Genomic DNA, 9,110 nt, shown 5'->3' with positions numbered 1-9,110 from the left:
CCAGGACAACGCCACCATCGCCAACGGCCAGATGTCGCTGTGGCCGGGCGGGCATTTCCTGGAGACCTATTACAAGACGCTGTTCGTCGGCACCTCGGGGACCACCCGCGAGCCGGTCGGCACCATGCTGTTCAACTCGTTCGTGATGGCGATGATCATCGCGCTTGGCAAGATCGCGATCTCCCTGATCTCGGCCTATGCGATCGTGTATTTCCGCTTCCCGTTCCGGATGACGATCTTCTGGATCATCTTCATCACTCTGATGCTGCCGGTCGAGGTCCGCATCTATCCGACCTACACGATCGTCGCCGATCTGCATCTGCTCGACAGCTATGCGGGCCTGGCGCTGCCGCTGATCGCGTCGGCCACCGCGACGCTGCTGTTCCGGCAGTTCTTCATGACGGTGCCGGACGAATTGCTGGAAGCATCGCGGATCGACGGTGCCGGGCCGTTCCGGTTCTTCTGGGATACGCTATTGCCGCTGTCGCGCACCAACATGGCGGCGCTGTTCGTGATCCTGTTCATCCTCGGCTGGAATCAATATCTCTGGCCGCTGCTGATCACCACGCGCGACGACATGCAGACCATCCAGATCGGCATCCGCAAGATGATCGTGACCTCCGATGCATTGACCGAATGGCCGATCGTGATGGCGACCGCGGTGCTGGCGATGCTGCCGCCGGTCGCCGTGGTGGTGCTGATGCAGAAACTGTTCGTGCGCGGTCTGGTCGAGACGGAGAAGTAAGCGTGGCCGATGTCGTTCTCCGCAATGTCCGCAAGACCTATCCGGGCGGCTTCGAGGCCATCAAGGGCGTCGACTTCGCCGTCGGCGACGGCCAGTTCTGCGTGCTGGTCGGCCCCTCCGGCTGCGGCAAGTCCACGCTGCTGCGCATGGTCGCGGGGCTGGAGACGATCAGTTCGGGCGAGATCGAGATCGGCGGCCGCGTCGTCAACCGGGGCGAGCCGGCCGACCGCGACATCGCCATGGTGTTCCAGAACTACGCGCTCTATCCGCATATGAGCGTGTACAACAACATGGCCTACGGCCTGCGCAATCGCGGCATGGCGAAGCCCGAGATCGATGCGCGCGTGCAGGAAGCGGCCCGCATCCTCGAGCTCGGCGCGATGCTGGAGCGCAAGCCGCGGCAGCTCTCCGGCGGCCAGCGCCAGCGCGTTGCGATGGGGCGCGCCATCGTGCGCCAGCCCAAGGTGTTTCTGTTTGACGAGCCGCTGTCCAATCTCGACGCCAAGCTGCGCGTCGCGATGCGGGTCGAGATCCGCAAGCTGCAGCGCCGGCTCGCGACGACCGCGATCTACGTCACCCACGATCAGCTCGAGGCGATGACGTTGGCCGATATCCTGGTGGTGATGAATGGCGGCGTGATCGAGCAGATCGGGTCGCCGCTGGACATCTACGCCAGGCCGGCCACCACCTTCGTGGCGTCCTTCATCGGCGCCCCACCGATGAACCTGATCCCGCTCGATGCCGAAGCGATGCAGACCCAGTTCGGCGGTGCGGCCGAAGGCGGCATCCTCGGTGTCCGGCCGGAGGACCTGGTGATCACGGCGGAGCCAGCCGGTCCCGGCGCGCTGACGCTGGAGCTCACCGTCGAGGCGATCGAGCGGGTCGGGCCGGAGACCTTCGTGTACGGCACCCGCGGCCACCAGGGCGACCTCACAGCGATCAGCCGCAAGCCGGGGGAGCTGCCGCCCGACGAGATCATCGTGCGGATTCCCGGGCAGGAGGCGCCACCGATTGGCAGCAGGAACGTTGCCACAGGTTTGCCTCAACACCTGCACCGGTTCTCGGCCGACGGCCGGCGGATTGCCGCAGGGCCTTGAAGGTACTGCATAAATTCGTTGTTTTGGGGTGCTTGAACCCGTATCTTGCACTGCCCATATTGGTTTGGACCGGCCGGCGTCGTGCTGGACGGTCACCGGGGTGCCGCAAGGGCCCCAATCAAAGTCGCTTCGAGAGGACTTTGGATGTCTCGTGTTCCTACGTTATCCAGCCCCTTCCTGCTGGGATTCGACGAGATCGAGCGTGCGCTCGACCGCGTCGTCAAGGGTGCCGACGGCTACCCGCCCTACAACATCGAGCGCTGCGAACGCGCCAACGGCGATCCTGAAAAGCTCCGGATCACGCTCGCGGTCGCGGGTTTTACCCGCGAACAACTCGATGTGACGATTGAGGAAAATCAACTCGTCATCAGAGGGCGCCAGCAGGATGACAAAGCCCGGCAATACATCCATCGCGGTATCGCCGCGCGTCACTTCCAGCGCACCTTCGTGCTGGCGGACGGGATGCAAGTGCTGGGTGCGGATCTGAAGAACGGGTTGTTGTCCATTGATCTGGTCCGGCCTGAGCCGGAACGGGTGATTAAGACAATCGCCATCACCGAACACGAATAATGGAACGAGTAGCGGACTCGACCGCTTAGTCTCATACAGGAGTCGAGACCATGACTGACTTTGCTACAGCCGAATTGGGTTCAGCACCGCACGACAATGTCAGCGTCACACCGGAAGCGCTGGCGCATCTGGGCGAGGGTCACATCGCCTATGTGAAGCAGATCCGCTCCGAGGATGTACCCGGCCTGTTTCCTCAAGCGCCGCAGATCGCGCCCGGCCTCAAGCTGTTCGCGCTGCATTCAGCCGACGGCACGCCGATCATGCTAACGGACAGCCGCGAAGCCGCGGTCGCCAATGCGTGGAGCCAGGAGCTCCAGGCGGTCAGCGTCCACTGATCTTCGTGATTTAGATGTTTGCGACGCGGGTGCCGGCGACGGCTCCCGCAATCGCGTATCAGCATTTTGACTGCTAGGCGGCGCGGACGGCCGCCAGGAACGTGTCGACTTCCTGCTGAAGCTGCTGGCTTTCGTTCGATAGAGCGCGCGCCAAACCGTGCAGCTGACCGGACGCTGCGCCGGTCTCGCTTGCTCCTTCGCTCACCTTCAGAACATTCCCCGACACCTCGGCGGCCCCCTCCGCCGCTCCCTGCACGCTCCGGGCGATCTCCCCGGTCGCGACGCTCTGCTCCTCGACCGAGGCGGCGATCGCATTCGAGATGCTGGAAATCTGCCGGATCGTGCCGCCGATGCCCTGAATGGCGGCCACCGAATGCTGGGTCGCCTGCTGCATCTGATTAATCTGGGAGGCGATCTCTTCGGTCGCCTTCGCGGTCTGCGACGCCAGCGCCTTCACCTCGGAGGCCACCACCGCAAACCCCCGACCTGCATCGCCGGCGCGCGCCGCTTCGATCGTGGCGTTGAGCGCCAGCAGGTTGGTCTGCTCGGCCACCGCGTTGATCAGCTTGATCACCTCACCGATCCGATCTGCCGACTGTGACAGGTCGGCGATCTGGGCGTTGGTATGGTCGGCCTGCTCGACGGCCTGCTGAGCGATCCTCAGCGAATCGCGGACCTGCCGGCCGATCTCCGCCACCGACGACGCCATCTCCTCCGACGCGGCGGAGGCGGATTGCGTGTTGCTGGAGGATTGCTGGGACGCCGCGGCGACAGTCGCAGTGAGTTGTTGGGTGGTTTCGGCGGTGTCGGCCATGCGGCTCGCAGCCTGCTCCATCTCGCGCGATGCGACCGTGACTCGGCCAACGATCTGCCCGACAGCGCGGTCGAAATCGTCGGCGACGCGCCGCATCCCCGCTTGCCGCTCGGCTTCGGCAAGAGCTTTCGATCGCTCCTGCTCGGCTTCCATTGCCAGCACCCTCTGGGCGTTTTGCTTGAACACCTCGACCGCGCGGGCCATCGCTCCGATCTCGTCCTTCCGCCCCACCGCCGGGACGGCGACGGCGTGATCTCCGTGCGCCAGCCGCTCCATCACGCCGGTCATCCGCGTGATCGGGCGCACCACGCCGAGCGCGACGCCGCCGATGCCGAGCGCGATACAGGCGAACACCAGCAACGACACGCCCCACAGCAGTTCAGTCAATGTGCTGACCCGTGCGGCGGCGGCGGCCTCGGTCAAGGTGTTCGCGTTGTTGGCCTGCCTGACGATGTCGTCGATGATGACGCGATGTTTGGCGTAGGCTTCGCTGAGGTCCGCATAGGCCTGTTCGGCAGCGGCGGCATTGCCGGCTGCGATCGCCGGCAGCAGGCGCTGGTCGAGGATGGTCCAGAACAGGGCCGCCTCACGATCTGAGTCCGTGACCAGCCGGATCTTCAGCGATCGGTCGAGGTCGGACTTCTCCCAGAAAACGTGGCGCTCGTCATAGTCCTTCTTGAGCTGGACCAGCCGTTCGCGGCGGCGGCTCAACGTCTCCGGCTGACGCAATGCGAGAGTGGCCTCGAGGTAGGGCTCGATGATGTATTCCGGCGGCGGCAGGATGTCCGCGATCAGATCGTAGCCCTGCTTGAGCTGATTGTAGAGCGGCCCGCCGACCTTGAGCTCCGACAGCCCATAGAGGCTTGTGGCGAAGACGGATGACAGCCCGACGGCGATCAGAAGTCCGAACAGAATAATCGCGCGCGAAACCGTGACCCGCATCTGTGTTCCATCCCTGCCGTTTTGTTTGTGTGGCGGTGGACCGTAGGCGCGTGCTTTTAATTGCAGGTTTGCCCGAGCAGCGCAGACGCTCCCCGAGAGCTGACTGATTTGTTCAGATACTACTAAGCGGCGGTTGCGGGCGGCAGCGCCAGCACCGAGTAGATCGCTTGGGCGTCGCGCGAGGCGCGCAGCTTCTTGGCGACGTCCTGATCGCGCAGCAGACGGGCGATCCGTGCCAGCGCCTTGAGGTGATCGGCGCCGGCGCCTTCCGGGGCGAGCAGCAGGAAGATCAGATCGACCGGCTGACCGTCCATCGCTTCGAAATCGATCGGGCGCTCGAGCCGCGCGAACAGGCCGAACAGCTTGTCGAGCTTCGGCAGCTTGCCGTGCGGAATTGCCACGCCATAACCGACCGCGGTGGTTCCGAGCTTCTCGCGCTGCAGCAGAACCTCGAAAATGGCACGTTCGTTCTGCGCGGTGAGTTCCGCCGCGCGCGCCGCGAGTTCCTGCAGCGCCTGCTTCTTACTGATGACTTTTAACGCCGGGATAACCGCCTCGGGCGCGACCAGATCGGTAATCGTCATGCGGCGTTCCGAGGATGTGGTGTGCTGTCGTTGTGAAATAGAACAGAGGCAGGCTGCGTCAAGCTCGATCTCGGTGCATCAACCGACCATTTGCGGCCGGCGGAAAACTCCCTGAATTCATCGGCCTAGCTAATCTATCATCCCTGCCGGCGGTGGCAAACTCCGGCCGTTCCGGCTCCGGCGCGGAAGGCGGCGGACCATAGGCAGAGCCGCCGCCGGGCGTCAATGGCCGTCTCGCACGCAAGGCGGGACGGCCACGCCGCTCCCTGCCGTCAGGCGGCGGTGTTCACCGTCGGCGGATCGATCCAGCCGATATTTCCGTCAGCGCGGCGATAGATGATGTTCACGCGGCCGGAGCCGCCATGCAGGAACACCAGCACCGGCGCGCCGGTCAGGTCGAGTTCGACCACGGCTTCGCTGACCGACAGCCGCTTCATCGCGGTGGTGGCCTCGGCGATGATCACCGGGTTGTAGGCGTCCTCGTGGTGTTCCTCGTCGCCGGGCGCTTCGATCACGTAGCTCGGCACATCGACGGGCGCGATCGCCAGTTCGGCGAGCGCGGTGGCTTCGGCGTGGGCCTTGCGGGCGGAGCGATCCTTCAGCCGGCTCTTGTAGCGGCGCAGACGCTTCTCGATCTGCAGCAGCGCCTGGTCGGCGCTCGCATAGGCGTCGGCGGCGTTCGACTCCGCCTCGAGCGTGATACCCGAATCCAGATGCAGCGCGCAGTCGGTGCGGAATCCGAAGCCGTCTTTGCTCAGCGTGATGTGGCCCGAGTAGTTGCCGTCGAAATATTTGCGCAGCACCTCCTCGGTACGTTCGCTGACGCGGCCGCGCAGGGCTTCGCCGACGCTGATGCTTTTGCCGGAGACCCGAATGGTCATGGAATGCCTCGTTTGTCTTTGGGGTACTGACAGTAGTCCGAGCAGCGGCGTAATCAAGCCGGGGCGGTGTCGCGGGAGCGATCCGCCGCCGTCAGAGCCGCACCGAGCACGCTTTGCTTGTCGCGGCGTCGTTGCACGGAGGAGGGAATGCGCATGGCCTCGCGATATTTGGCCACAGTGCGGCGCGCAATATCGATGCCGGCCTCGCGCAGCTTCTCGACGATGGTGTCGTCGGAAAGAATCGCCGACGGATCTTCGCCGTCGATCAATTGCCGGATGTGATGGCGCACAGCCACGGCCGAGTGCGCCTCGCCGCCGTCCGCGGATGCGATCGACGCGGTAAAGAAATACTTTAGTTCAAAGGTGCCGCGGTTGGTCGCCATGTACTTATTGGCGGTCACGCGTGACACGGTCGATTCGTGCATCTGGATCGCATCCGCAACGGCCTTCAGATTGAGCGGCCGAAGATGTGCGACGCCGTGGGTGAAGAAACCGTCCTGCTGGCGGACGATTTCGGTCGCAACCTTGAGGATGGTGCGGGCGCGCTGATCCAGTGCGCGTACCAGCCAGGTCGCGTTCTGCAGGCAGTCGGAGAAGTACGACTTGTCGCCGTCCTTGCGGATCGTCTTCGACAGCTCCGAGTAGTACGACTGGTTGACGAGAACTTTGGGCAGCGTGTCGCTGTTGAGTTCGACCAGCCAGCCGCCGTCGGGGCCGGGACGGACGAACACGTCGGGCACTACGGTCTGTACCCGCGACGAGCCGAACTTCAGGCCGGGCTTCGGATCGAGATGGCGGATTTCGCCGATCATGTCGGCGAGGTCTTCGTCGTCGACGCCGCAGATCTTGCGCAGGCTGGCGACGTCGCGCTTGGCGAGTAGGTCGAGGTGCTCGATCAACGCCTGCATGGCCGGGTCGAAACGATCGAGTTCGCGCAGCTGGATGGCGAGACACTCGGCCAGCGAGCGCGCGCAGATGCCTGGCGGATCGAAGGTTTGCAACACGCCGACTACGGCTTCGACCTCGGCCTGGGTGGTGCCGAGACGTTCGGCCGCATCCCCGAGATCGGCGGGCAGGTAGCCGGCTTCGTCGACGAGGTCGATCAGGTACTGGCCGATCATGCGCTGCGACGGGCCGGTCAGCGCCACCGCGAGCTGCTCGGCGAGATGATCCGCCAGCGAGGTCTCGGCGGCCACGAAGGCTTCGAGATTGTAGCCCTCGTCGCTGGACGAACCGCCGCCCCATTCGGTGTAGGAGGCCGGCGCGGCGTCCTGCGCGGCGCGGGCTGCGGCTTCGGCCGGCTCTTCGGGGAAAACGTTCTCCATCCCGGTATCGAGCGTTTGCTCGATGTCGCTGCGGCTACCGAGGTCGCGGTGCATCCACTCTTCGGTGCCGGGCTCGAACGAGTCGGTCGCGGTGAACTCGCCGCCTTCGCCGCCGCTATCACCGCCGCCGAAGTCGTCTCCGCCGGCTTCGCCGCGCTCCATCGCCGGTTCGCCAGCGACCGGCGCCTCCGGCGTGTCGGTCGCGCGATCGAGCAGCGGGTTCTTTTCGAGTTCGTCTTCGACAAACGTCGCGAGATCCAAATTGGACAGTTGCAGCAGCTTGATCGCCTGCATCAACTGCGGCGTCATCACCAGCGACTGCGACTGTCGGAACTCGAGGCGTTGAGTTAGTGCCATGGCGGCAAGAACGATCCAAGTTGGTCCGTTTCTTGCTTACGCCTTTCCGCGGCTGATGTACACGCCTTGACGAATTGGAAATTTGGAGTAGGCGGCTCAGCCGGCATCGAGGCGGGAGGAGCAAGGCAGCTGAGCATGCCGTGTCGGCACGCGAACTGCAACCGATTACAGGCGGAATTCCTCGCCAAGGTAAAGACGGCGGACGTCCGGGTTATTGACGATCTCTTCCGGCGTCCCTTCAGTCAGGATTTCACCCGCATAAACGATATAGGCGCGGTCGGTGAGACCGAGGGTTTCGCGGACGTTATGGTCGGTAATTAGTACGCCGATACCTCGATTGGTGAGGTGTCGCACCAGGTCCTGAATGTCGCCGACCGCGATCGGGTCGATGCCGGCGAACGGTTCGTCGAGCAGCATGTAGTTCGGTCGGCTCGCCAGCGCCCGCGCGATTTCGACGCGGCGGCGCTCACCGCCCGACAGCGCGATCGACGGCGACTTGCGCAGCCGCTCGATGTTGAACTCCTGCAGCAAATTATTGAGCTCGGCTTCGCGCTTGCGCTTGTCGGGCTCCACCGCCTCGAGCACCGCCATAATGTTCTGCTCGACATTGAGGCCACGGAAGATCGACGCTTCCTGCGGCAAATAGCCAATGCCGAGGCGGGCGCGCTGATACATCGGCAGCTTGGTGACGTCGTGACCGTCGAGTTCGATGGCGCCGCGGTCCGCCTTGATCAGGCCGGTGATCATGTAGAACACGGTGGTCTTGCCGGCGCCGTTGGGGCCGAGCAGGCCGACCGCTTCGCCGCGGCGGACATAGATGCTGACGCCGCGCACGATCTTGCGCGTGCCGAAGCTCTTCTCGATCCGATGGACCGCCAGGTATCCGGCGTGCGGCGCGCGTTGCTGGGTCGGAGCTGCGGCTTGGCGCCGCGGCCGCGGCGGCGCCGGTGTGGGAGCCAGCGGCGCTTCGTGGACAGCGGCACGGGCGACATTCGCCTCGCGCGACGGTGTGCCCAGCAGATCGCCGATCTCTTCCTGCAGAGCGGTGATGCCCGGACGCGGACGGGGCGCCCCCGAGCGCTTCGGGTCGCGCCGCCGGAACATGCTCAGAAGGTCAACCATCCTGCTACCGATCAGCCATTGGGTCGCGCCGCTTCGCGGTCGAGAGCGGGCGCGTCGTCACTTCTTCTGTCCGGCGGCGGGTGCCCCGAGGCCAAGCGGACCGCCAGTACCGCTGCCGGAGGATTGAAACAGGCCCTGCACCCGGCCGCTGTTGGATTCGACCCGGGACACGCCGGTGCTCATGTCGACCAGCAGCCGGTCGCCGCGCACCACGTTCTTGCCCTGTGTCAGCACGACATTGCCCAGCATGGTTACCAGATTGGTCTTGGTGTCGAACACCGCGGTGTCGCCGGTCACGACCTGATCCTTCTGGGTGACCACGACACTGCCCTTGGCCT

General features: G+C 64.7%; 10 protein-coding genes. 4 read left to right on the top strand and 6 right to left on the bottom strand.

Translation table 11 applies throughout. From position 1 onward, the window contains the following. The 4 genes from ugpE to ACOJTD_RS05790 form a co-directional block, all read left to right on the top strand. A partial coding sequence (gene ugpE, locus ACOJTD_RS05805) for a sn-glycerol-3-phosphate ABC transporter permease UgpE (RefSeq protein WP_420131980.1) occupies positions 1 to 745 on the top strand: 745 nt, incomplete at its 5' end. A gap of 2 nt (positions 746 to 747) precedes the next feature. After that, the gene (locus ACOJTD_RS05800) at positions 748 to 1,842 is read left to right on the top strand and encodes a sn-glycerol-3-phosphate import ATP-binding protein UgpC (RefSeq protein ID WP_420131979.1); all 1,095 of its coding nucleotides are present in this window, start codon (positions 748 to 750) and stop codon (positions 1,840 to 1,842) included. Between the two features lie 144 nt (positions 1,843 to 1,986). Continuing rightward, positions 1,987 to 2,412, top strand: coding sequence for an Hsp20 family protein (locus ACOJTD_RS05795; RefSeq protein ID WP_420131978.1), 426 nt, complete (start codon positions 1,987 to 1,989; stop codon positions 2,410 to 2,412). Between the two features lie 50 nt (positions 2,413 to 2,462). Further along, the gene (locus ACOJTD_RS05790) at positions 2,463 to 2,747 is read left to right on the top strand and encodes a DUF1150 family protein (protein ID WP_420131977.1); all 285 of its coding nucleotides are present in this window, start codon (positions 2,463 to 2,465) and stop codon (positions 2,745 to 2,747) included. Between the two features lie 73 nt (positions 2,748 to 2,820). On the opposite strand, the gene ACOJTD_RS05785 is transcribed toward ACOJTD_RS05790, so the two are convergent. From ACOJTD_RS05785 to ACOJTD_RS05760, 6 genes are all read right to left on the bottom strand, one after another. After that, complete coding sequence (locus tag ACOJTD_RS05785) at positions 2,821 to 4,503, bottom strand: methyl-accepting chemotaxis protein (RefSeq protein ID WP_420131976.1); 1,683 nt, start codon at positions 4,501 to 4,503, stop codon at positions 2,821 to 2,823. 122 nt (positions 4,504 to 4,625) lie between these two features. Further along, entirely contained in the window at positions 4,626 to 5,087 is a 462-nt protein-coding gene (ptsN, locus tag ACOJTD_RS05780; RefSeq protein WP_420131975.1) for a PTS IIA-like nitrogen regulatory protein PtsN, read from the bottom strand. 272 nt (positions 5,088 to 5,359) lie between these two features. Beyond that, complete coding sequence (gene hpf / locus ACOJTD_RS05775; protein ID WP_420131974.1) at positions 5,360 to 5,968, bottom strand: ribosome hibernation-promoting factor, HPF/YfiA family; 609 nt, start codon at positions 5,966 to 5,968, stop codon at positions 5,360 to 5,362. Positions 5,969 to 6,021: 53 nt separating this feature from the next. Further along, positions 6,022 to 7,650: an RNA polymerase factor sigma-54 gene (gene rpoN, locus ACOJTD_RS05770; RefSeq protein WP_420131973.1), complete on the bottom strand. Its 1,629-nt coding sequence runs from the start codon at positions 7,648 to 7,650 to the stop codon at positions 6,022 to 6,024. A gap of 165 nt (positions 7,651 to 7,815) precedes the next feature. Continuing rightward, complete coding sequence (gene lptB, locus ACOJTD_RS05765; protein WP_420131972.1) at positions 7,816 to 8,772, bottom strand: LPS export ABC transporter ATP-binding protein; 957 nt, start codon at positions 8,770 to 8,772, stop codon at positions 7,816 to 7,818. Between the two features lie 57 nt (positions 8,773 to 8,829). Further along, positions 8,830 to 9,110: LptA/OstA family protein (locus ACOJTD_RS05760; protein ID WP_420131971.1), on the bottom strand; the 281-nt coding region annotated here is incomplete at its 5' end.

This window comes from Rhodopseudomonas sp., assembly GCF_048594845.1.
GTDB lineage: Bacteria > Pseudomonadota > Alphaproteobacteria > Rhizobiales > Xanthobacteraceae > Rhodopseudomonas.
The sequence above is the reverse complement of the archived record's forward strand: the minus strand, read 5'-3'. Positions and strand labels throughout refer to the sequence as shown.